This is a genomic window from Algoriphagus aurantiacus (genome assembly GCF_035156405.1).
GTDB lineage: Bacteria > Bacteroidota > Bacteroidia > Cytophagales > Cyclobacteriaceae > Algoriphagus > Algoriphagus aurantiacus.
In genome coordinates this window covers 16,065-38,268 of sequence record NZ_JAXRUT010000019.1, presented here as the reverse complement: position 1 = coordinate 38,268, position 22,204 = coordinate 16,065, and the positions used below count along the sequence as shown (strand labels likewise).

Genomic DNA, 22,204 nt, shown 5'->3' with positions numbered 1-22,204 from the left:
TTAAGCTATCTGACGGCTTTCTTGCCAGGTTTCTTCAAAGTTGATATTGATAACAAAGCAGATGCTGATATCTAGCCCGAAGGTCACTGAAGCTGTACAATCCGTCCTTTCTGGACTTGATATTCGCTTCACTGTACCACTTGCTTCGATATATATAGTAACGCTGACAATACCTCCCAATAGGTTTGCGTGCCCTTTGAATAGCATAAAAGCTGTGATCTCAATAGTATTGGCATCTGCGTACATTTCGCAACCTACCATGTAAGTCACACTGACATTTCCTACTACTGGTAGTCCCACGGAGATATTGGCACCAAAGCCAAATTTCAACCTCAGACTAGGTCCAATCTTAGTATCACAGGCTATCTTTACTTCTACTGATCCTACTGCGTAAATAGTAGCTGCGCCGACCGTCACACACATGACTTCTAAACCTCCGTTGAATTGGACAAATCCTCCGGCCGTTGGCAAAAGTTGTGAAGGATCAGTGGTTACTTTCAATGCAGCATTGAAATACACACCTAAAGCAAGTCCTGCTTCCAATCTCAACGGACATTGAGGAGAGTTATAAACAGAATCTTCTGGTGGGAAGCGGATAAGCGGAATCTCTTTAGTTGCTTCGAACTTATATTCCCAAATCTCACCTGCATTACTCATGGCTATTTGAAGCCCCTTTCTCATCACTGCTCCATAATCCCCAGTACTCAAGGCTGCCAATATTTGTAATAATTCAATGACAGGCTGCAAAGCGTCACTAAACTCTACTTCAGGAAGTGGTATCCCATCTAGTGGGCCTGCGTTATCTTTATCCCCAGCATACCCTGATTCTTTACCTTTAGCAGCATCAAAATTGCCTTTGATTGTCATGAGGCGTTTAAATGAACCCAAATCAACCACCATGGCCACATTATTGACCTTACTTTTCCATGTATCCGCTAAGTCACCAGCAAAGGAATCAACATCAAAATTGAGCTTTGAATCCACATATTGCTTAGAGCCATTTTTCATTTGCTCAGCCTTATACTCAATATAGATTTTCAAAGCATCCATATCGACCAGATATAGCGGATCAAAATTTGGAATGTCAAATGCCAAGGCTTTATTCAGAGCACTATTTGCTTCTCCAGAAAGTAATTTAAACCCTTTATCAACTATTTGTCCAGCTTCTTCTTTGGCGGTAATCTCCATCAACTCCAACACTTTCCTGCCTCCATCGGTAGCAGCATTTTCTATAAAAGCTGCCACGCTATTACCATCTTCATCTATCCCATCTAATAAAGCAATGGCTTTTCCAAAATTAGAATAAGCATCTCCGACATTTGGAAAAATGCTGCTGCCATTCATCAATTTGTAAGCATCAGAAAAAATCGGTGGCGTCTTACTCATCATTTTTCCAATTCCCTTTTTATAGCTAGGAGTTAGGAAAAGCGCTTTTTGAGTAGCCGTACTTTGGAGAAAGCCATAATTGATGGTGGCAGCTACTGGATTTCTAAGAACCTCATTAGGATGGGCAAGCCTTAACAGATTGTTATTTACTTGTGCTTGGCTTACTACCGTCTCTTTCACCCAAGTTCCAATTCGAATTAATGGAATAGGTACATGTTCAGGCAGAGGCGTTACCTCTCCAGAGCCGGTTTCGTGCTGTACCATACTCCAACTACCATCTTTTGGAAGTAAGACTGATCCGCGAGTTGAAGCTACAAAGATTGGGGTAATAGAAGGATTTCCAGGTTTTTCTGATGGCGAAATATCAAAGCGGTTGATTTGCATCAATTGACCGGAACCGCCCACATCCATTACGCAATTTATATCACCTCCCATCAAACCACCCTGACTATCCAATAGTGCTTTTTGCTGGGCAGGAGTCAAAGGAATACCTGGCGGTGACAATTGAACAAAGCCTAATATTTTCTTAGCTGGAGTTCTACCATTTTTATGGCCTTGAACTAAGTTCTCTACAGCTACATCAGCGTCAAAATAAACAGCGACACATTTGACTTGTTGTTCGAGGTAAGATTTATCTTCTGAAGTTTCACTATTAACTATTATATCCCCGCTTTCATTGATGTATTTTTTACCTATGGCAATATTATTTGAGGTTACAAAATCTGCAACACTACCATCTTCTTTAATATTGGTAATATTGAATAAGCCTCTCAACGTGCCAGGATGCAATTCATACCTCGCTTCCTCTTTCAGAACACCAGGGAAAGATTCATCAATAAATTTTGCCCTAAAATCAAAAATACCATCTGATTCCGGTTGCCATCCACTATCTGTACGATATATAAAGCCAGAACTAGTCCTAAAAATAGTGATGGTACGAACTACCCGGATTCCCCAAGGATATATTAAACTTTTAACCTGAATAACTTCATGCGCTGTTCTACCTAACATGATGTCAAACCTAGCCTGACTTGTCTGAGCGATTTCTGCAGATGGACTCAACCAATTACTAAACGTACTTGCGCCATACCCGGTAAAGTCAATTTTACTGACTGGCACCCCCCTTTCATTAATTTTGGTAGGATTACCCTGATTGACAAAAAACTCCCCATTGAATATTTGTGTCACGCTATCACCTAGGGTGCTTGCGCCCGTGGCAGTTCCATTTGCTTTAAATACATTAGCTAGTTGCACAGTAAATCCTGCGAACATTGGTAAATCATTCTTATTGGCTTCATCTAGGAACTTCTTTCCATAATTACCTGCCGTAGCTCTAATCTGAATCCCACCCTGCAAATCATTTGGAAATTTTGGACTTACTTGGTCAAGCTGTGGTTTAATACTCTCTTTATTATTAGTATGAGAAAGCTCTGCCATCGCCTTTAGACCAAAAGGAAGAGTAAACAATGCTGATACAGGAGTTTGCTTCTGCCGATATTTTTCTAATATAAAATCAACAAGAGGTTTAGGTGAAATTGCAATTCTTTCTTGATGGTTATTTACCAATCTGGTAGGGCCTCCATCATTGGGATAGTAATTGAAATAAACCGGGGGATCCCCAGGTTTATTGTCACCAGGAGGAGTCAAATTAATGACGGGCTCCCAAGCTACCTGAGGCATCATAAATAGTCGTGTCATCGCCCCTTGAGCGATTACTTCCATTCCTTCCACAGAAATTAACTGATTGTCTGTTTGAGAAATAGTTGCCTCTGACTCATTGACGCTACTTGCAACACCAGTTGTCACGCGCCCACCTCTAGATAAACCTAAACTGACACCCAATTGATTGGCATTGGAACTTACATCTAGTAAGGCAAAGTAATCGGTTTCAAAAGGTCTGGTAAATGGTAGAAGCTGATCTTCATAGGGTGGTAAAGAATTGTCTTTAGTTGCAGCTGTCGATTTTAAAGTTTCTACCCTGACTGCCGATGATTTCAATTGTTTCACTGCCATTAAGCTTGGTGAGGAAACAACCGAGGTGGCAGCTGCTGCAGTATTGGTACTAGCATTACCAGGTCCAAAATGAAAACTAACCTTCACCTCGTCAACTTTTTCATTTGCTGGTTCTTGAGATATCTGACATATCAACCAACTTTGGATACTTTCAATACCTCTAGTATCTCTACCAAACTGTCTACTAAGTATCCCCAAATTCGCTACGTAAGGATCTGGTAGAGTTGGCATATAGCTTAACATGCCAAATACTAGGAAAGTCTGACTTTTAATAATCCTACTCCAACTAGCATCACATTCTCCAAACACTAAAGCGCCATTAACCGGCGAAAGGGTAAAAAGTGCATTTTCAAGTGCTATAGCAATGCTTTTAAAATCAGGAACTTTATCAAACGGTAACTTATTATCCCATAGGATATTATCATCGAGTATATAAATTAAATTCTTATCATCAGTTCCAGCCATTACTACTGCCGAATTCTTGGTTTTGACAGCTACCGGAAGACCATTTACTTGAAGAGGTCTATCTACTTTGATCTGGGTATTTGCCAAAGAAATTAGCATCTCTGTACCCTCCGCTAGTGAGTTGTACATAAACATAGCTGCCTTATTCAGTGCAAATGAAATAGAGGTTCCGTATGTATTAAGATCATCCTTCCAATGATCAATTTCCTGAAAAGCTCCTTCTCCATTAGAGACCAAATCCGTAATTCCTATTCTACTGTTTTCAACAAGAACCTGTGGCTTCTCCAATTTCAGATTTTTACCCTGAAGACCTTTCCAACTAAACTTCAATCCAGTTTTCAATTCTTGCAGCATTCCCCCAGAACCTGCTACTTCTAAAGGAGCCGTTACGTCCAGTTCTGCCGCAGGAATTGCCCACCATGAACTACTAACCGGAGCCGATTCCTGTATTTCAACAAATGGGCTTTGTTGCTTTTTTGGAATAAATTCTGTTGCAGAACAACTATAAGGAATCAATAATCTGGATAGCTGGGTGCTGTAGGTCGGAACTTTATTAAGACGGCTAAAAGATGCCTTTTGCCCATAAACAGACCATTGAGCTGGACCACTATCTGCAATTTGTGCTTTGGATGCTCCTGTAAATGAAAATTTTAAACTGCCGGGGTTTTGCACCTTTGCTTCAAAAGCATCTTTACCGTGTTTCTTTTTAGAATCTACTGCATCAGGAGTCTGATCCACATCCAATTGTACCTGAACTGTTGTGTTGGCCGCCAACACTAGTTTTTCTCCTTGCAAGACTGGATTTGCACTTAACTGTATTTTACCGTCTTTGACTTTCAGCCCTGCATACCTCGTATTTGGAGCATTGGATGCAAGCATGTCAGCACGTATATAAAAACTACCGGCTACTACATCATAGTTTTTCGAAACCTCTATTGGCGGAGCATTGACGGGTTGAATTTTTGAATATTGGAAAGATGCCTTGAACAACAGGACTGGAAGGTTACTATTTTGCTGATAAATACCGATGAGTTTGGTGACTTTGTAGAAATCAATAATTATAATCCTGCCATCTTTTTGGATCAAAGGACCAATTGATTTTTCTACTTTAGCCCCAGCCGCCCATGCCGGAACACTGGCACGAATCTGAGTACTTCTTACGGGGACTTCACGTACAAACGCCTTTAATTTGGGCTCCTCTACTATTGCGGGCTTAGGTTTACGAGCCCCCCCAGCAGAAGGTCTTTCACTAGTGGGATCAATGGCCTCTTTGGCAGGCGTACTTGTAGATCCTTTATCATTGGCTATTGCTGCTTCTCTACGGATTAGCTCAATTTTCTCCTTTGGAATTCGATCTTGAAAAAAAATTTCTGATCGCTCGAAACTAAATGATTCAGCTTGGATTTCAGAGCTGTCTTGGATAAGAAGTGATTTTGCCAATAGAGATATTCCTTCCTCCCATTGATTTTTATCCTTCGTCTTGTCTGTACTAAGATGTCCAAAAATGCTGGACAATAGAGATTCGAGTTGATCCTTTTCCATAATAAAAAGTGTTTAAACTTGTGATGCCCTTTGAGACAAAAATTGCTATCCTCACCTACGTAATAAAAATCAACTTCAAACAATTAAAAGTTAAAAAGGGCTCATGAAGTTAAAAAAATATTCAAAAAAAAAACCAGTATAATACATTGAAAATCTATTGATTAGACCTAGAATTTTAGTAAAATTTATTATTTTTTACCATTATCTACTCCAATTAAGTAACTAGGGCAAATACTTCAGCCTGCCTTATAATTGTTATTCCCTAACTGAATCAGCTCATCAGCTTGATCTTTTGAATTCAATGATAGACGGCTAGGAAATATGTCTGAATCACGAGGAGCTATTCGTTAAATGAATTAGGGGATTAAAAACATGATAAAAATCTTCTTTATTTTTCTTTAGATTCATTCCAAATAATTCTATTTTTGCATTCGGTCAAAAGACCAGTACAAACCTATGTTCATAACAGCTGATTCTATCCCTGTCACCCGGGCAGCAATTATCCAAGAAATCTTAGATTCTCCGTTGAAAATCAATTTGATGGAACTTGGGTTTTTGCCTGGAAAAACAATCATTCTTCAACACGCTGCACCTATAGGAGGACCTATGGCATTCAAACTTGATGAAACCATACTTGCTTTAAGAAAAACCGAAGCTTCACTCATAGAAGTACAATTGCTCTGAATTTCATGAATGAGTCCACAATTCCTTCCCAAGTAAAATCACCAAAAATAGCTATCATCGGAAATCCGAACGTTGGGAAATCTACCATTTTCAACCAGCTCACTGGGCTGAACCAAAAAATCGGAAATTATCCAGGAGTAACAGTTGATAAAAAGACTGGTTCGATGCAATACCATGGGAGCAGTTATGAAATTATTGATCTGCCAGGCACCTATAGTCTCTATCCAAATTCCGAAGACGAAATCATTGCACACCGGGTATTGAACCAGCTGAGCGATGAAGAAAAACCGGATTTTGTATTAATGGTAATCGATTCCTGCCAACTTTCCCGAGGTCTTTTCTTGGCTACTCAACTGATCGATTTAGGGCTTAATCTGGCTTTGGTACTCAATATGGCTGATATAGCCACCAGAAAGAACATCGCGATCAAAAGTTTCGAAATATTCAAAGCACTTGGTGTCCCCATTCTGAGTACGGATGCCCGCGGAGAAAAAGGATTGGATCAAATTCGTGAGTTAATTCATCAACAAAATTTCAGCAAAAAATCATCTTTCATCAACATCGAAGAGGTTGTCTCAGGAACCTTACTCGCTGAAGTGAAAGCCAAATTTGGATTTTCTAATTCCTATCAGGCATATCAAATGCTCCGATTTGGAGAAAAAGACAAGAGCATCTCATTGGATGACAGGAATTGGATAAAGGCAAAACTTGCCGAAAGTAATTTTGATTTAGAAAAAGCACAGCTTGAGGAGACTAAGATTCGATATAGACTCATAACCACAATAGTTGAAAAAGCCGTAGTAAAAACCCCAGATGTAAAAAAGGAATTTGGAATTGATAAAATCTTACTGCACCCAGTCTTTGGATATCTAATCTTTGGAGGTATTCTCCTCATTATCTTTCAGGCAATATTTGCATGGGCTTCTGTCCCTATGGATCTGATTGATGGTTTTTTCGCAGAGCTTGCAGGCTCAGTTTCAAATCTTCTTCCTGAAGGCCCCTTGTCTAGCTTGGTTACTGAAGGAATAATACCGGGTATAGGAGGTGTGGTGATTTTCATTCCTCAGATAGCTATGCTTTTCGGATTCTTGGCTATTCTCGAAGACACTGGATACATGTCCAGAGTTGTGTTTCTGATGGATCGATGGATGCGCCCCTTTGGACTTCATGGCAAAAGTATTGTTCCACTAGTATCAGGTGTAGCATGTGCTATCCCGGGGGTAATGGCTGCCAGAAATATTGGAAACTGGAAGGAAAAAATCATCACCATCATGGTAACTCCTTTGATGAGTTGCTCTGCGCGTTTGCCAGTCTATGTGATACTAATTGGGTTAGTAGTACCAAATGAGCGAATATTTGGTATTGTGAACCTTCAGGCCCTAGCACTGCTATCACTTTATTTATTAGGAGTAATAGGTGTATTATTTACAGCATTGCTCCTGAAAAACATACTAAAAACCAAGGAGAAAAGCTTTCTGATGGTCGAGCTTCCGACTTATCGTGCACCTCGATGGCTGGATGTTATAATAACAATGTATAGCAAATCAAAAACTTTTGTTTTCGAAGCGGGCAAAGTAATCCTTGCAATTTCGGTAATACTTTGGGTATTGGCATCTTATGGGCCTCCTGAAAGAATGGATGCGATCCGTGCAGAGAGTGAAGTAAAACTAACTCAAGCTTCTCCTGAGGAAATTCCAGTAATTGTGAATGAGACGTCATCCCTTCTACTTGAAAACTCCTTTATTGGTATTATGGGAAGAGCGATTGAGCCTGCAATTCGACCTTTGGGATACGACTGGAAAATCGGAATTGCTTTAATTACATCGTTTGCGGCTCGCGAAGTATTCGTCTCGACTATTGCAACCATTTATAGCATAGGTGCAGACACTGAAGACGAACTCACGATTCGGGAAAAACTCAATCAACAAATCAACCCAGCCACAGGAGAGAAAGTATATAATAAAGCAACTGCCTTTTCATTAATGGTTTTCTATGCCTTTGCTATGCAGTGTATGAGTACACTTGCTGTAGTATATAGGGAAACTAAAGGATGGAAATGGCCGTTGATTCAAACAGTGTACATGACCGTTCTGGCATACGTATCAGCGCTTCTGGTCTATCAAATTCTATCGTAATATGTGGCAGGAAATCCTAGTTGGTGTAATAGTTTTAGCAGCTTTGGCCTATTTAGTGAAAAAGTATTTTTTCAAATCAAAGACTGAAGCTGGCTGTGACAAATGTGCCAAACCCTGAATTTTGTCTGAAACAATCTCTTAATGCTAGTTTTTTGATACTTTTAAGCTCATGGGCAAAGTAGCCAAGCAGAGTATTCAAACCACCATTTTTTCTTATCTGGGCGTCGTCATAGGATATGTTAATGTCCTTTGGCTTTACCCTTATGCGTTAGATGCCTCCCAGCTAGGGACTTTTCGTACGATACAGGATCTAGGTTTACTCTTCGTGCCCTTTGCTCAGCTTGGAGTTGGGCATGGTATCACTCGCTTTTTTCCTCAACTCAAATCCAATCAATCAGCTTTTCTGAGTTATGGCTTGGCCTTTTCGCTTATCGGTTTTGCTGTAGTGAGCTTGATATTTTTAGGGTTCAAAACCCAAATCATTGACTTATTTGCAGCTAATTCTCCTGAAGTGATTGACTTTTTAGGGATCGTATTGCTGATCACCATATTTGCTTTACTAAGTAGCATTTTAGATGCTTATAGTCGCTCATTTTTGAAAGTAGCCGTCCCTACCCTCGTTCGGGAAGTGTTTCTGCGCTTACTCACAGGGGTTCTTGTTGGAGCCTACTTATTAAAATGGATCACTTTCCCACAAGTAATGCAAGGCTTAGTGGCAGTGTATGGATTCGCCTTATTGGGAGTTTTGGTCTATTTGCTTTGGCTTGGAGTTTTGAAACTAGACTTCCGTTGGAATACTTTTCCAAAAGGTTTGCGAACATCCTTTATTCAGTTCAGCCTTATTACCTTCTTAGCTACAGCTGCATCGACCTTAATTATGAAGATTGACAGCATCATGGTGAGCTCCATGATCAGTTTAGAGGCAAATGCTATTTACACAATTGCTTTTAGCATGGCTCTGGTAATCGAATTACCTAGAAGAGCCATTTCCCAAGTGGTGATGCCAGTAATTGCGGATCACTTTGCCAAAGGCAATCACGAGGAAATCAATAAGTTATATAAGCAAGTTTCAAACCGTCAACTCTATATCTGTTTGCTTCTATTTATAGGACTTTGGTCAAATCTCGATTCTTTATATCACTTCATTCCAAATCGGGAAATCTATGAAGCAGGCAAATATGTGGTCGTATTGATTGGTTTGGGAAAGCTCTTTGACGTGGCATTCTCAGTAAACGGCGAAATCCTGGTTTTCTCCAAGCATTACCGCTTCAATCTGATCGCTACAATCGGTATGAGTGTCTTAATTGTTGGATTGAATTACCTACTAATTCCAATTTATGGAATCGAAGGAGCTGCAATGGCTTCGGTAGCGGTGATGTTTTTATTCAATCTGGTGAAATACTTGTTTCTCAAAATCAAACTTGGCTTTGATCCTTTTTCAAAAGAAACAGCGAAGATAATCTTCGTCGGTATTACGGCTTGCGGTCCTGGATATCTATCATTCTTTTCGCTTTCTCCAATTTTAAACATCATAGTAACCAGCTTATTGGTTCTTGGATTGTACCTATTTTGGTCAAAAATAATAGGTGTGGGAAAGGAAGAATGGGAATGGGTGAAAAATAGAATAAAAAAATCCGGGCCTTAGAGTGTTGCAAACCTCCTATAAGACAAGATTTGAGCTGCCTGTTAACCGCAAACTTCCACCGTTATCCTGACTCTTGCGAATCGAGGCCCCGATATGCATCGGGGTGAGGCCTGTTTTTGGGAAGGGCTTCACTCGGTAAATTGATAATTGTGAAGTTTGAACATGTCAGCGGCCCGGACTCTGCAAATATACGATTTATTACACGGTGAGTTGGCAAATCTGGAGGATGATTCCGATAATGTATCCTGAAGAAGATGAAAAATTTTGAAGTTCAATAGTTTATCTCAGAATAATATTTCAGATTAATATCTACCTCAAAGCTAGATAAGCAACAATTAAATGAAATACCGATTTATTCGAAATTTTATTTTACTTAATACCCAGAGTTTTACTCGTATTACTCGTAAATTTGCATTTCTAAAATCAATGGCGCTTTATGTATTTGATTAAAAAAATGGTTGTTTGCCTGGATCAGACTTCATTGGATCAAACCTTGATTCAGCATGCAGCTTTTATAGCTCAGGTCAATCAAACCAAAAAAATCTATTTCGTAAATGTGATTAAGAACCTTAGCATCCCAAAAGAGGTGCTGGAAGAATTTCCGAATTTGGTTGAAAACATGGTCAACGAAAGACAGGAAGCCATGGAAGCAATGGTCACAGAGCATTTCAAAAATCCCAAAGGAATTTCTTTCAACTACATAGTGAAAGAAGGTTCTCTTTCAAAGAAAATATTAAAACTTGCCGAGGAAAAGTCAGCAGACATGATCCTAATTGGCAGAAAAGTACACCTACCAGGTACTGGGGTGGCTTCCACTAGACTAGCAAGGAGAGCAAGCTGTTCGCTACTGATTGTACCGGAAGGATCTGCCACCAAGATGAAGCGTTTGCTGGTTCCAAGTGATTTCTCAGATTATTCTAAAGATGCCCTAGAGGAGGCAATAATGATTGCCGAGAAGCATGGAGGACTTGAAATTGTATGTCAGAATGTATTCACTGTGCCATCCGGCTACCATTATACCGGAAAAACCTACGAAGAATTTACCCAGATCATGCGCATGCACGCGGAGATCAATTACAAAAAATTCATCCGTAAAATAGATACCAAAGGCAACAAGATCATTCCCGTCTATACCCAAGATGTCAACGATGATCCTGTGGAGGAAATAGTAGCAAAAGCCAAGGAAATTGATGCTGACGGGATTATTATTGGGGCAAAAGGAAGGACTGCTGCCACTGCTCTCTTCATAGGAAGTATGGCTGAACGTTTGATTCAGTACAATGACAGCATTCCACTGTTAGTGACTAGACCAAAAGGCAAGAATGCAGGTATCCTGGATTATATCCTCGAAATTTAATTACCAGTCAAACCATAAAATATTTTTCCTACTGTAAATCAAGGCTTAAGGCTTATTTTTTCAGTTCCTATAAACCCTTTTCTCTAAATTGGGTCTAAAAGGCTAATGAAGAAAAATGGTGATCAGGAAATCCTCGAACTCATACAAGATCCCAAAACTAGGGACATGGGTTTCAGGCAGCTAATCCTGACTTACCAAAAGCGAGTATACCATGTAGTTAGAAGAATGGTTTTGATTCATGAAGATGCGGATGATATCACCCAAAACACCTTTATAAAGGCTCATCACCACATCGGCAAGTTTCAAGGGCAATCAAGTCTTTTCACTTGGCTGTATAGAATTGCGACAAATGAATCGTTGAGTTTCCTAGAAAAGAAGAAAAAGCGATTCTTCTTCTCTATTGATGATCATCAGGAGAAACTGGAATCCTATATTGATCAGCCAGGAAATATCGACGGAGACGAAATCCATCGGTTACTACAAAAAGCTTTGCTAACGCTACCTGATAAACAAAGACTGGTATTTCATCTGAAATATCAGGAAGAGCTTACTTACGAAGAAATGTCTGAGATTACCGGTACCAGTGTAGGAGCTCTTAAGGCCAGCTATCATCATGCTGTGAAAAAAATCGAACATTCCTTATCTAAAGAATAAACTATTGACTCTCAACCCAGTCTAAACTTATACCATGCAAAAACTTCCGAAAATTAAGGATTTCAAGGCACCAGAAGGTTATTTCGAAAGTCTACCTGACCAGATATTAGAAAGGACACAGCCTCATAGATCTATCTATTGGATAAAATATGCAGCAGCTGCCGCTATACTGGTCGTAAGTTTAGGAGTCTGGCAATTCAATGCTTCCAATTCACAGGTTGAATCACTATCCATGGATGAAGAAGTCAATTTCTATATTGACAGTCAATATTGGACTGCAGAAGATGTACTTGCCATGGTAGATAATCCAGAAGAAATTCTGGATCAGATCATTGCGGAAGAAATGGTTTATGAAGTGGATTTTGTGGATGAAAATGATCAAAATTGGTATTAAGAATATGAAAAAATATACATGTTTAGCACTCTTGCTTTTCTTAGCTATAGGGACTGCTGTTGCCCAACGCACAGAAGGAGGATATGACCGAGAAAAACTAGAAGCTGCCAGAGTAGCATTTATTACGACTAGATTGGATTTAAAACCGGAACAGGCACAAAAATTCTGGCCAATATTCAATGTTTATAACGATGCTAGAGAAAAAAATCTCAAAGAAATGTTTGAGTTGGGCAGAGTTAAAGACATTCAACTATCGGAGTCAGAAGCAAAATCCAGGATCGCAAGAAAATTCGAGATTGAGCGAAAAATGATTGTGGACGAAGAAAAGTTTGTCGAAGATTTATCCAGTGTTATCACTTATAATCAAATTATCCAACTGAATGGTTTGTCAAGGGAATTTGCCAGACATATATACCAACGGCGAAGAGATAATGACAGAAAGTAAAAAAGCGGCTTAAGCCGCTTTTTTTATATTTTATCTTTTTTCAGGAGATCTCTGATTTCTTCTAACAAAACTTCCGATTTGGAAAGTGCAGGTGGCGGAGGGGTTGGAGCTGCAGCCTCTTTCTTCTTCAACCTATTGATCCCCTTCACAGCTATGAAAATAACCAAAGCAATGATGACGAAATCGACAACATTTTGGACAAAAATACCATAGGTAAGCAATACAGGGCCCTGTTCTTCGCCAGCGGGGCCCACACTACTTTCCCTTAACACGATAGCCAAATCAGTAAAGCTGACTCCTCCAAGCAGAACTCCAATTGGTGGCATTACGATATCTTTCACAAAAGATGCGACAATCTTACCGAAAGCTCCACCTATAATCACAGCAACTGCCAGATCGATTACATTGCCTTTGACAGCAAACTCTTTAAACTCTTTCAGAAATCCCATAGAAATTTGGTTAATGGTTGAATTATTCACTGAATATTTCAAAAAAAACATTTCTATCCAAGACCTACATCTATTTCCAATACATTTTTAATGGACAAAACTGCAATTGAAGTGTCTTTTTCCTCCAAAAAATAGAACTCAACGCCCAATTTTTTCCTTAACATTGCAAGCTTAAATACTCTAGAAAATGAAGGCACCCAAAGCCAAAAAGATAGCTCAGCTCTTAGAATCACATGGTCATCAGCGCACTGACAATTATTACTGGATGCGCGACAGGGAAAATCCTGAAGTCATAGAATACCTAAATGCTGAAAACGAATACTTAAAATCAAGCCTAAAATCAACTGAAGAATTTCAGGAAAGGTTATTTCATGAAATGAAAGGACGAATCAAGGAAGACGACGAAAGTGTTCCTTACCTCAAATCCGGCTATTACTGGTATGTTAAATACGAAACAGGTGGAGAATACCCATTGTACTGTCGGAAAAAAGGAAGTTTGGATGCCAAGGAAGAGATCTTTCTTGATGTCAATTTACTTGCAGCAGGCAAAGCTTATTATCAGGTAGGCGGCACAGCAGCTTCTTCCGATCTGAAAACGCTGGCTTTTGCAGCAGATGAAGTGGGAAGAAGAATCTATGAGATTCATTTCAAAGATCTTGAAACAGGTGAAATCCTCTCTGATCATATTCCTGCCATCACAGGAAATTTTGCTTGGGCAGCTGATAATCAAACGCTCTTTTACTCCAAGCAAGATCCTGATACACTTCGCTCCTATCAGATTTATTCGCATAAATTGGGCACTTCTACCGCAGATGACATTCTTATTTTTGAGGAAAAGGATGAGGAATTCTCCTGTGTAGTCCATAAAACAAAATCCGAAAAATACATCCTCATCCATTCAGAAAGTACCATTTCTTCAGAAATGAGATTTCTTGATGCAGCCAATCCCAGTGGAGAGTTGACCCTACTTCAAGCTAGAGTTCCATTTTTGGAATACGCTGCAGATCATTATCAGGATCACTTTTGGATCAGAACCAACCATGAGGCTCAGAACTTCAAACTGGTAAAAGCCCCAATCACTTATCCAACTTTAGAAAACTGGGAGGATGTGATTCCACACCGCGAGACTGTGCTTTTAGAAGACTTTGATATTTTCTCCAATTTCCTAGTTGTGCAAGAACGATCAAATGGGCTTTGCAATATCAACATCAAACCATGGGATGGTACTGCTGGGCACTCCTTGGAATTTGACGATGAAACATACACCGCCTGGATCAGTACCAATCCCGAGTTTGACACTTCCATACTTCGCTTTGGATATAATTCATTGGTAACTCCTGCCAGTACCTTCGATTACCATATGGTGACTAAGGAAAAGACTTTGCTCAAGCAGCAAGAAATCGTTGGAGGATATGATGCCTCTGAATACACTTCTGCCAGGATATGGGCTAAGGCTCCAGATGGAGTTATGGTACCGATTTCTCTGGTTTACAAAATCGATAAGTTCTCTCCCGATGGTTCAAATCCTCTCCTACTCTATTCCTATGGATCATATGGCTTCAGCATGGATGCATATTTCTCCAGCAGCCGCTTAAGTTTATTGGACAGAGGCTTCGTCTTTGCGATAGCACATATCCGTGGCGGAGAAGACTTGGGACGCATCTGGTATGAAGATGGGAAAATGCTGAGAAAGCGCAACACCTTCACTGATTACATCACTTGTGCAGAACATCTGATCGCTGAGAAATATACTTCATCAGAGCATTTGTATGCCATGGGTGGAAGTGCCGGTGGTTTGTTGATGGGAGCTGTAATGAATATGCGGCCTGATCTATTCAATGGTCTGATTGCGGCTGTGCCTTTCGTAGATGTGGTAACTACTATGCTTGATGAAAGCATTCCGCTGACTACCGGGGAATTTCAGGAATGGGGAAATCCCAAGGAAAAAGAATATTACGAATACATGCTTTCCTACTCACCATATGATAATGTGGAAGCAAAAGATTACCCAAACCTGCTGATCACTTCTGGACTTCACGACAGCCAGGTGCAGTATTGGGAACCCACCAAATGGGTAGCAAAACTCCGTGAAATGAAAACTGATTCTAAACTTCTTTTCCTCCATACCAATATGGATGCTGGACATGGAGGAGCTTCAGGAAGATTCAATTCCCTGAAAGAGTTGGCCTTGGATTATACCTTCTTGCTTTATTTGGAAAATCTAATTTGAACCTAACATGTAAGTAGCCTTTAAATAACATCAGTCGACCAATCAGGGAAATATTTTTTCCTAACTTTGGCATGAACCTATTACCCTAAAACTCGATGAAAATAGCTCTTATAGCCCATGATGGTAAAAAAGCCGACATGGTTCATTTTTTAAGTGGATTCCGCGAAAGACTGCATCAGGCAGACGTAGATTTGGTGGCTACTGGCACCACTGGTTCTCATATTGAAAAAGCTGGATTTGAAGTTCAGAAATTGCTCTCAGGCCCGTATGGAGGTGATGCTCAGATTGCGGCAATGGCAGCACAGAAAGAACTTGCAATGGTTGTTTTCTTCAGAGACCCTCTTGATAAGCATCCTCACGAGCCAGATGTTCAAATGCTAATGAGGATTTGTGACGTGCACAACATCCCTTTGGCAACAAACCCGGCTTCTGCCGAACTTATGTTTAAAGCCTTCACCCAAACCTAAAAAATGGAACCTAAAACCATTAAAAAAATTGGCGTTCTAACTTCTGGAGGAGACTCCCCCGGAATGAATGCAGCAATCCGTGCCGTAGTACGAGCGGGATTGTATTATGACATAGAAATGTATGGAATCTACCGCGGCTACGAAGGTATGATCATGAATGATATCAAAAAGCTAGATTCAAAGCATATTACACATGTACTTGAGCGTGGCGGAACATTTCTGAAATCCGCTAGAAGTGCTGAATTCCGAACCCCAGAAGGCAGAAAAACTGCTTTTGAAAATCTGAAAACACATGGGATAGATGCATTGGTAGTGATTGGTGGTGACGGGTCGTTGACTGGAGCTCACTTATTCTATAAGGAATATGGAGTTCCTGCGATTGGCCTCCCAGGCACCATTGATAATGACCTTTCGGGTACAGATTCTACTATCGGTTTTGACACCGCTTGTAATACTGCCATAGAGGCGATAGATAAGATTCGTGATACAGCCACTTCTCATGATAGACTTTTCTTCGTGGAAGTAATGGGAAGAGATGCAGGGTTCATTGCGATCAATGCAGGCATAGGTAGTGCGGCAGCAGCTATTTTGATTCCTGAGAAAAAAATGCCTATCGAGCATTTGGTAGACAAATTAAGAATACGAACAAAAGCTAAAAAAGCATCCAATATTGTGATCGTAGCAGAAGGCGGAAAAAGCGGTGGAGCTACTGAAATTGCTTCTCTGGTGAAAAAGCACCTTCCTTATTACGATATCAAGGTAACTATTCTTGGGCATTTGCAGCGTGGTGGCTCCCCTAGTTCTTATGATCGCCTACTTGCCTCCAAACTTGGAGTAGCGGCTGTAGAAGGCTTGCTTCAGGGCAAATATGATGTGATGGCAGGGTTGATCAATAACAAAGTAGTCTACACTCCTATCAAGAAAGCGATTGTCGATGATAAATCGGTGGATGAGGATGATTTCCGTGTAGCGAAGATCCTATCTACTTAATTGACCCAAAAATTAGAAAAATTAAAGTCCAAGTTCATCAGCTTGGACTTTTTGCATTATTTTAGATTTTTGTTCAGTTCCAATCTTATAATACCTCATGAAGAACTATTTTCTAATCACGCTATTTTTATTTCTTTCATCCATTCTATTGGCACAAACCCCAAAGACTTATATCAATGCTGCCGGAGATAAACATTTGGCAGGGGAATTTAAGCTAGAAACCCTTAAATCTGATAGCTCTTATCAAACTTGGTATGTTGAGAATGAACGTTTATTCAACCTTTCTGGAAAAAATACAGATTGGAAAAATGCATTTGAAAATTCAGAAGTTGAAATATTTCTCGGGACTTGGTGTGGGGATAGCAAGCGCTGGGTACCACAGTTTATCAAACTTTGGAAAGAGCTCGGTCTTGAGGAAAGCCAGTTAAAATTCACTGCACTTTATGATGGGGAAGAACTTTATAAACAAGGGCCAAACGGAGAGGAAAAGGGAAAATTAATTCATCGAGTACCAACTTTCATTTTCAAAAAAGAGGGAAAAGAGTTCTCAAGGATTGTCGAGTTCCCAGTCAATGATCTGGAAACAGATTTAGCTCAGATTGCATTAGGCTATGCATCTGAACCTAATTACAGGGCTGCTACATACCTTCTTGAATTATTTGAGTCAGAACCACTGGATTCGGTTTATAGACATGTACAAACTCACTTCAACAATGTTTACAGGTTGGTTGGGAAAGAAAAAGAATTAAATACACTAGGCTATGTATTTAAATATTCTGGTCGACTGCCAGAGGCATTACTGACATTTGAGATCAACTCGGCGATATTTCCTTACTCACCAAATGTGCTTCATAGCTATGGTGAAGCTCTTATGGCTGATAACCAAAAAGATCGTGCTATTCAACTGTTTAAACGTGTCATAGAACTGGAACCAGACAATGAAACCGCAGCCAATCAATTGAAACAATTGCAAGATGAAATCGAGAACGTCAAAGCAAATAACTAATCCTGGATAGAAGCTACAGTTTTTAAAGATTAATAAGATGGCATCCGTCCTTGACTCTAGGCTAAGTTTGTTTTAATTCCTGTAGAGTTAAAAAATACAGAAATTTTAAAAACCAATGTCACCAACTATTTTCGACCACATTGTCCACAACTAAAAAGTCACCCTTGCAGGTGACTTTTTAATTCTTAAGATAATGAAAGTTTAATTCCTATTAACGGCATTAAGCATGTCAAAAGCAAGCTCAAGGCGTTTTACAAAGTTCTCTTCCCCTTTACGAAGCCAGTTTCTAGGATCGTAATATTTCTTATTTGGACTATCTGCTCCATCTGGGCTACCCAGTTGAGTTTGAAGATAAGCCTCATTCTTTTTGTAGTTATTCAAGATACCCTCCCAGAATGCCCACTGCATATCTGTATCGATATTCATTTTGATAGAGCCATAGCTGTTTGCTTCTCTGATCTCCTCTACGGTAGATCCCGATCCTCCATGGAATACAAAGTTCAATGGCTTTCCAGTCAACCCATGCTTTTCTTTGATGAAATCCTGAGAGTTCTTCAAGATGATTGGCTTCAAGCTAACGTTGCCTGGCTTATATACACCGTGTACGTTACCGAAAGCAGCAGCGATAGTAAATAGATCATCGATTTCTTTCAAATGCTCATAGGCATAGGCCACTTCTTCAGGCTGAGTGTAAAGTTTAGAAGAATCAATGTCTGTATTATCTACACCATCTTCTTCACCACCCGTTACTCCCAATTCAATTTCAATAGCCATTTCCAGCTTTGCGAATTCTTTAAAGTAGTTGCATGAGATCTCAACGTTTTCTTCCAAAGGCTCTTCTGAAAGATCAAGCATGTGAGAGCTATATAATGGTCTTTTATGAGTAGCATAATAAGCTTTACCAGCGTCTAAAAGGCCGTCAATCCAAGGCAACAATTTCTTCGCAGCATGATCTGTATGCAAAATAACAGGTACACCGTATGCCTCAGCCATCAAATGCACATGATGTGCACCGGAGATACCGCCAGCTATACTTGCCTGCTGTTTGTCGTTGGCTAGGGATTTTCCAGCAAAAAATTGTGCTCCACCATTTGAGAATTGGATGATCACAGGAGAATTAAGCTTCTTAGCTGTCTCCAATACCGCATTCACCGAGTTGGTGTTGATCACATTTACTGCCGGCATTGCGAACTCATTCTCTTTTGCATAAGCATAAAGATCTCTAAGCTCTTCACCGTATTTTACTCCAGGTTTAAATTTCATATCGTATTAGGTTTGTTTAATTCAATTCATTGTACCCGAAAAGGGTTCGATTTCTATCTTAGGCTTCAAAGATATAAATCCCTTACTTATAATTACCCACAACCAATTCTAAAATATACCTCACTAAAGCATTTCTTTGCCCGCAATCGATTTCAACATAGTGGAATATAATTATCCGCAATGATGCCAGTCCCCTCAAATCCTTTCCTTAAGGAGTAGAAGACCGATGACGTCCCTATGAAGTGTGGATTGTAGGCTTTAGTGATCGGCAAATCTTCTCACTGCCAGAGCCACAACTTTCCACTGTTGCACTGCATAGATTTATGATGTGTGCTAAGCCTCGAAAATTTTTTTGATATTATTGAGAATAAGCTTGATCGAAAAACCAATAAAAATTTATGATTTTGGAAACACAACTGATAGAAATAGATTCTTTAAAAGATTTTGAATAAAAGTAGATTCAAATTTTGCATATACGGCACATTGTATTTTTGTTTAGCATCAAATTCCAGAAGCTTTGAGTAATCGCCTTTTTTTATGATCCGATTTTGGTTCTAAATTGGGGAGCATTCCCTAGCTTAAGAGCAACAACTTCATGTCCCAGAACTTCCGAGAATCACCCCAGCAACCTTCTTCTTCCCGATATACTCCATTAGGGAAAATAGAAAATTGGTCAAAAACTAACCAAGGATTCAGCGCTCATAGCTCAGCAGCCCAAATCAAAATCAGTGTCATCAGAGAAGGAATTATCAGAATTCAGGCATCTAGAAAACAGACTTTTGATCCCAATCCATACTCCATTGTAGCCCAAGCTGAGTCAGTGGATTTTGAGCTAGAAGAAAAGGATGATACAATTCATCTCAGCACCTCATTGATCCAGTTACAATTCAGTTTTACGAATGGCATTTGTACTTTTTACGATGCTGACGGCACTTTATTGAATAAAGATGACTCCCTTGGGATCTCTTGGCTGGGTACTGAAGTCACTTGCTACAAAGAACTCCTGCCTAATGAGAAGTTCATTGGATTGGGAGAAAAAACCGGAAATCTAAACCGCCGGGGAAGAGCTTACACTAACTGGAATACGGACTATTTTGGATATGGAATTAATGACGATCCGTTATATACCAGCATTCCATTTTACATAGGTTTACATGGGGAAAAAGCCTATGGTATCTATTTTGACAACACCCATAAGACAGTTTTTAACTTTGGTGCTTCCACCGATCGGTTTACTTATTTCAATGCTGAAGATGGGGATATGGACTATTATTTCATTCATCAACCAAGTGTCTCAGCGATTATCAGTAGCTATTCAGAATTGACAGGAAAAATGAAACTACCGCCTAAATGGGCGCTTGGGTATCAACAATGCCGGTATTCCTACTATCCTGACAAGGAGGTTCTGACCTTAGCAAGTACATTTAGAGACAAAAAAATGCCTGCTGATGTGATCTACTTAGATATCCATCACATGGAGCACTACAAAGTATTCACTTTTGATGGGCAGAAATTCTCAGATCCAAAGGGACTTATAGCCAAACTTAAGGAGAAAGGTTTTCGGGTAATCGTAATTTTGGACCCTGGTATCAAAACTGAGCCTGGCTATATTCCTTACGATGAAGGGAAAGCGCAAGGTCTTTTTATTAACTATCCAGATGGCAAAGAATATATTGCTCAAGTCTGGCCTGGCTGGTGTGCTTTTCCAGATTATACTAATCCCAAAACGCGCGCGTGGTGGATGGAAAAAATGGCTTTTTACACAGAAGCAGGAGTAGATGGATTCTGGACAGATATGAATGAACCTGCCTCCTGGGGTCAGTTTACACCGAATTTGATTGAATTTGATTTTGATGGAAATCCATCATCCCACCGCAAATCCCGAAATATATATGGAATGCAAATGGCCAAAAGCACCGAAGAAGGTTCTCTTAAAAACCTTCCTAATCAGCGCCCATTTGTATTGACCAGATCCGGTTTTTCGGGTGTACAACGCTATGCGGCAGTATGGACTGGCGACAATCTCTCCACCGAAGAACATATGCTAGCTGGAATACGATTGGTCAATAGCATGGGGATCAGTGGGCTTGCTTTTACCGGCTATGATGTTGGAGGCTTTGCTGGAGAGGCCACCAAAGCCTTACATGCTCGCTGGATGAGCATAGGTGCATTTTCCCCGCTGTTCCGAGCACATTCTATGATCAATAGCAATGATGCCGAACCCTGGGCTTTTGGGGAAGAAGTGGAAGAAATATCCAGAACCTACATGAAGCTACGCTACAAGCTTCTTCCCACTTTGTACAGCAACTTTCGTAAAAGTAGCCAAACGGGCTTACCTATTGCAGCTAGCCTAGCAATTGGATATGCTACTGATCCTCTGATCTTTCTGCCTGCTTACCAAAACCAATATTTATTCTGTGATGCCTTGTTAGTAGCTCCTGTAGAAAGCTTCCGTGAAATCATGAAAGTTTACCTACCAAAAGGCAATTGGTATTATCTATTTACTGATCAATCTTACCATGGCGGACAAGTTATTTACCAAGATTGCCCATTAAATAATCTTCCCCTGTATGTGAAAGCAGGGAGCCTACTTATGCTGCAGTCGGATATCCCGCATACCTCCGCAAAAAACGATGGTATTCTCAGAATTCATCTGTATGCCGGAAGTGAAGGAAGTACATTCGTACATTACGAAGATGACGGCTTGAGTTATGATTTCGAGTCGGGTGTATATCATGAGCGTACATTTACTTACTCACCACAAGAAGAAAAGCTAAACATCAGTGAATCTGCTGGTAATTTTCTTAGTGAATTTGATACATACAGAATTTATTTTCATGGATTTACTACTACTTCTGTCAAGGTAAAAAATGAAAATTTGTTATTGAAAGAAGAGAGTTTTGCATTTTTGGATAAATTGAGTTCATTCGATCCTTTACCCGAATTAAATTATCCCCATCTGTCTATCCCAAAGTTGAAGTATTTAGAGATGGGAAATGAACCTGGAATAATAGAAATCGGTGGATTAGTTTGATTTATAGGATTTCCATTCTTTAAATGACCCGAATGCCCGATGCCC

Annotated in this window: 16 protein-coding genes; 13 read left to right on the top strand and 3 right to left on the bottom strand. The window is 39.9% G+C overall.

Annotated elements, in window-relative coordinates:
• Positions 1-5,406, bottom strand: coding sequence for a hypothetical protein (locus tag SYJ56_RS17580; protein WP_323836357.1), 5,406 nt, complete (start codon positions 5,404-5,406; stop codon positions 1-3).
• Positions 5,407-5,862: 456 nt separating this feature from the next.
• Between SYJ56_RS17580 and SYJ56_RS17575 the strand changes: the two genes are divergently transcribed.
• The 8 genes from SYJ56_RS17575 (at position 5,863) to SYJ56_RS17545 (ending at position 12,720) form a co-directional block, all read left to right on the top strand.
• A complete protein-coding gene (locus tag SYJ56_RS17575) occupies positions 5,863-6,090 on the top strand; it encodes a FeoA family protein (RefSeq protein WP_323836355.1) in 228 nt (75 codons plus the stop codon).
• 5 nt (positions 6,091-6,095) lie between these two features.
• Positions 6,096-8,225: a ferrous iron transport protein B gene (feoB, locus tag SYJ56_RS17570; RefSeq protein WP_323836353.1), complete on the top strand. Its 2,130-nt coding sequence runs from the start codon at positions 6,096-6,098 to the stop codon at positions 8,223-8,225.
• A gap of 1 nt (position 8,226) precedes the next feature.
• Positions 8,227-8,343 (top strand): FeoB-associated Cys-rich membrane protein, encoded by a 117-nt coding sequence (locus SYJ56_RS26065; protein ID WP_465038395.1) that lies wholly within the window; start codon positions 8,227-8,229, stop codon positions 8,341-8,343.
• 51 nt (positions 8,344-8,394) lie between these two features.
• Positions 8,395-9,870 carry a lipopolysaccharide biosynthesis protein gene (locus SYJ56_RS17565; protein WP_323836351.1) on the top strand — a complete coding sequence of 492 codons (1,476 nt, stop codon included), beginning with the start codon at positions 8,395-8,397 and terminating at the stop codon, positions 9,868-9,870.
• A gap of 436 nt (positions 9,871-10,306) precedes the next feature.
• Positions 10,307-11,227 carry a universal stress protein gene (locus SYJ56_RS17560; RefSeq protein ID WP_323836349.1) on the top strand — a complete coding sequence of 307 codons (921 nt, stop codon included), beginning with the start codon at positions 10,307-10,309 and terminating at the stop codon, positions 11,225-11,227.
• 105 nt (positions 11,228-11,332) lie between these two features.
• Positions 11,333-11,881: an RNA polymerase sigma factor gene (locus tag SYJ56_RS17555; RefSeq protein ID WP_323836347.1), complete on the top strand. Its 549-nt coding sequence runs from the start codon at positions 11,333-11,335 to the stop codon at positions 11,879-11,881.
• A 34-nt stretch (positions 11,882-11,915) separates the two neighbouring features.
• Entirely contained in the window at positions 11,916-12,275 is a 360-nt protein-coding gene (locus SYJ56_RS17550; protein ID WP_323836345.1) for a hypothetical protein, read from the top strand.
• Between the two features lie 4 nt (positions 12,276-12,279).
• Positions 12,280-12,720, top strand: coding sequence for a hypothetical protein (locus SYJ56_RS17545; protein ID WP_323836343.1), 441 nt, complete (start codon positions 12,280-12,282; stop codon positions 12,718-12,720).
• 23 nt (positions 12,721-12,743) lie between these two features.
• Here the strand turns inward: SYJ56_RS17545 and mscL are convergent, their stop codons facing one another.
• Complete coding sequence (gene mscL / locus SYJ56_RS17540; RefSeq protein WP_323836341.1) at positions 12,744-13,169, bottom strand: large-conductance mechanosensitive channel protein MscL; 426 nt, start codon at positions 13,167-13,169, stop codon at positions 12,744-12,746.
• A 187-nt stretch (positions 13,170-13,356) separates the two neighbouring features.
• On the opposite strand from mscL, the gene SYJ56_RS17535 reads away from it, so the two are divergent.
• The 4 genes from SYJ56_RS17535 to SYJ56_RS17520 all read left to right on the top strand — a co-directional run bounded on the left by SYJ56_RS17535 (position 13,357) and on the right by SYJ56_RS17520 (position 17,862).
• Entirely contained in the window at positions 13,357-15,399 is a 2,043-nt protein-coding gene (locus SYJ56_RS17535) for a S9 family peptidase (RefSeq protein WP_323836340.1), read from the top strand.
• Between the two features lie 95 nt (positions 15,400-15,494).
• A complete protein-coding gene (locus SYJ56_RS17530) occupies positions 15,495-15,866 on the top strand; it encodes a methylglyoxal synthase (RefSeq protein WP_323836338.1) in 372 nt (123 codons plus the stop codon).
• Positions 15,867-15,869: 3 nt separating this feature from the next.
• Positions 15,870-16,856, top strand: coding sequence for a 6-phosphofructokinase (gene pfkA, locus SYJ56_RS17525; protein ID WP_323836336.1), 987 nt, complete (start codon positions 15,870-15,872; stop codon positions 16,854-16,856).
• Between the two features lie 97 nt (positions 16,857-16,953).
• Positions 16,954-17,862: a hypothetical protein gene (locus SYJ56_RS17520; protein WP_323836334.1), complete on the top strand. Its 909-nt coding sequence runs from the start codon at positions 16,954-16,956 to the stop codon at positions 17,860-17,862.
• Positions 17,863-18,063: 201 nt separating this feature from the next.
• On the opposite strand, the gene fbaA is transcribed toward SYJ56_RS17520, so the two are convergent.
• Positions 18,064-19,125, bottom strand: a complete 1,062-nt coding sequence (gene fbaA / locus SYJ56_RS17515; RefSeq protein WP_323836332.1) for a class II fructose-bisphosphate aldolase — start codon at positions 19,123-19,125, stop codon at positions 18,064-18,066.
• 595 nt (positions 19,126-19,720) lie between these two features.
• Between fbaA and SYJ56_RS17510 the strand changes: the two genes are divergently transcribed.
• Complete coding sequence (locus SYJ56_RS17510; RefSeq protein WP_323836330.1) at positions 19,721-22,159, top strand: glycoside hydrolase family 31 protein; 2,439 nt, start codon at positions 19,721-19,723, stop codon at positions 22,157-22,159.
• Positions 22,160-22,204: the final 45 nt, after the last annotated feature.

Bases quoted from the DNA above. Each gene is read 5' to 3' on its own strand.
- SYJ56_RS17580 (WP_323836357.1), bottom strand. From the start codon at position 5,406: ATGGAAAAGGATCAACTCGAATCTCTATTGTCCAGCATTTTTGGACAT.
- SYJ56_RS17575 (WP_323836355.1), top strand. From the start codon at position 5,863: ATGTTCATAACAGCTGATTCTATCCCTGTCACCCGGGCAGCAATTATC.
- feoB (WP_323836353.1), top strand. From the start codon at position 6,096: ATGAATGAGTCCACAATTCCTTCCCAAGTAAAATCACCAAAAATAGCT.
- SYJ56_RS26065 (WP_465038395.1), top strand. From the start codon at position 8,227: ATGTGGCAGGAAATCCTAGTTGGTGTAATAGTTTTAGCAGCTTTGGCC.
- SYJ56_RS17565 (WP_323836351.1), top strand. From the start codon at position 8,395: ATGGGCAAAGTAGCCAAGCAGAGTATTCAAACCACCATTTTTTCTTAT.
- SYJ56_RS17560 (WP_323836349.1), top strand. From the start codon at position 10,307: ATGTATTTGATTAAAAAAATGGTTGTTTGCCTGGATCAGACTTCATTG.
- SYJ56_RS17555 (WP_323836347.1), top strand. From the start codon at position 11,333: ATGAAGAAAAATGGTGATCAGGAAATCCTCGAACTCATACAAGATCCC.
- SYJ56_RS17550 (WP_323836345.1), top strand. From the start codon at position 11,916: ATGCAAAAACTTCCGAAAATTAAGGATTTCAAGGCACCAGAAGGTTAT.
- SYJ56_RS17545 (WP_323836343.1), top strand. From the start codon at position 12,280: ATGAAAAAATATACATGTTTAGCACTCTTGCTTTTCTTAGCTATAGGG.
- mscL (WP_323836341.1), bottom strand. From the start codon at position 13,169: ATGGGATTTCTGAAAGAGTTTAAAGAGTTTGCTGTCAAAGGCAATGTA.
- SYJ56_RS17535 (WP_323836340.1), top strand. From the start codon at position 13,357: ATGAAGGCACCCAAAGCCAAAAAGATAGCTCAGCTCTTAGAATCACAT.
- SYJ56_RS17530 (WP_323836338.1), top strand. From the start codon at position 15,495: ATGAAAATAGCTCTTATAGCCCATGATGGTAAAAAAGCCGACATGGTT.
- pfkA (WP_323836336.1), top strand. From the start codon at position 15,870: ATGGAACCTAAAACCATTAAAAAAATTGGCGTTCTAACTTCTGGAGGA.
- SYJ56_RS17520 (WP_323836334.1), top strand. From the start codon at position 16,954: ATGAAGAACTATTTTCTAATCACGCTATTTTTATTTCTTTCATCCATT.
- fbaA (WP_323836332.1), bottom strand. From the start codon at position 19,125: ATGAAATTTAAACCTGGAGTAAAATACGGTGAAGAGCTTAGAGATCTT.
- SYJ56_RS17510 (WP_323836330.1), top strand. From the start codon at position 19,721: ATGTCCCAGAACTTCCGAGAATCACCCCAGCAACCTTCTTCTTCCCGA.